At 60.6% G+C, this 792-nt stretch carries 2 protein-coding genes; both read left to right on the top strand.

The features are described 5' to 3' along the window. Positions 1–355 (top strand): phosphopantetheine-binding protein (locus HL671_RS37845; RefSeq protein WP_172244247.1); only part of this gene is annotated, 355 nt, incomplete at its 5' end. A 12-nt stretch (positions 356–367) separates the two neighbouring features. Continuing rightward, a partial coding sequence (locus tag HL671_RS38875; protein ID WP_172244244.1) for a condensation domain-containing protein occupies positions 368–792 on the top strand: 425 nt, incomplete at its 3' end.

Below are 792 nucleotides of genomic sequence, written 5' to 3'. Positions count from 1 at the left end.
GCTGGACCGCAAGGCGCTGCCGGCGCCGGAGGGCGATGCGTTTGCTGTGCAGGCCTACGAGCCGCCACAGGGCAAGATCGAAGAAGAGTTGGCTCGTATATGGGAGGAGCTGTTGGGCGTGGCGCGCGTCGGGCGCCACGACAATTTCTTCGCGCTCGGCGGTCATTCGCTGCTGGCGGTGGCCTTGGTGGAGCGGATAGATCGACAATTCGATCTTCGCATAAGGCTGGCTGCGGTATTTTCGAATGAGAGGCTCCATCAGTTAGCAGAGCTGATTCTAAATAGTCAGTTGAGTCAATTCGACGTTGCGGAACTTTTGGCGCTTAAAAAATTAGGCCGTGGCTCTTCGGAATGACCGAGCACTGAGATGAATCAGAGCGCAAATACCCTGGAACAGCTGAGCGTTGCCGAGCGACTCGAATTGATTGAGTTGGCGCGGTCTGGCGGCTTGAAAGCTAAGGGCGATCGAAGCCGGTTACCCTCAATCACGCCAGCGGGACGTGAGGGGGCGCTGGCATTATCGTTTGCGCAGCAGCGGCTGTGGTTTTTGTCTCGTTTCGAGGGAACGAGCACGGCGTATCACATCGCGGTCGGATTGCGGCTGATCGGGCGGCTGGAGCGCGGGGCTCTGGTGCGGGCGCTGGACCGGATCGTGGCGCGGCACGAGGCGCTGCGAACGGTGTTCGTGCAAGGTGATGATGGTATGCCGGTGCAGCGGATTGCTGCGGCGGCGGGCTTTGCCTTGAGCGATCACGACCTATGTGGCGCGGCGGAAGCGGCAGGCGAGTTGCA

It is taken from the genome of Bradyrhizobium denitrificans (assembly GCF_013179005.1).
GTDB classification, from domain to species: Bacteria; Pseudomonadota; Alphaproteobacteria; order Rhizobiales; family Xanthobacteraceae; genus Bradyrhizobium; species Bradyrhizobium denitrificans.
Note: the sequence above shows the minus strand (reverse complement) of the source record. Positions and strands in the feature narration are given on the sequence as shown.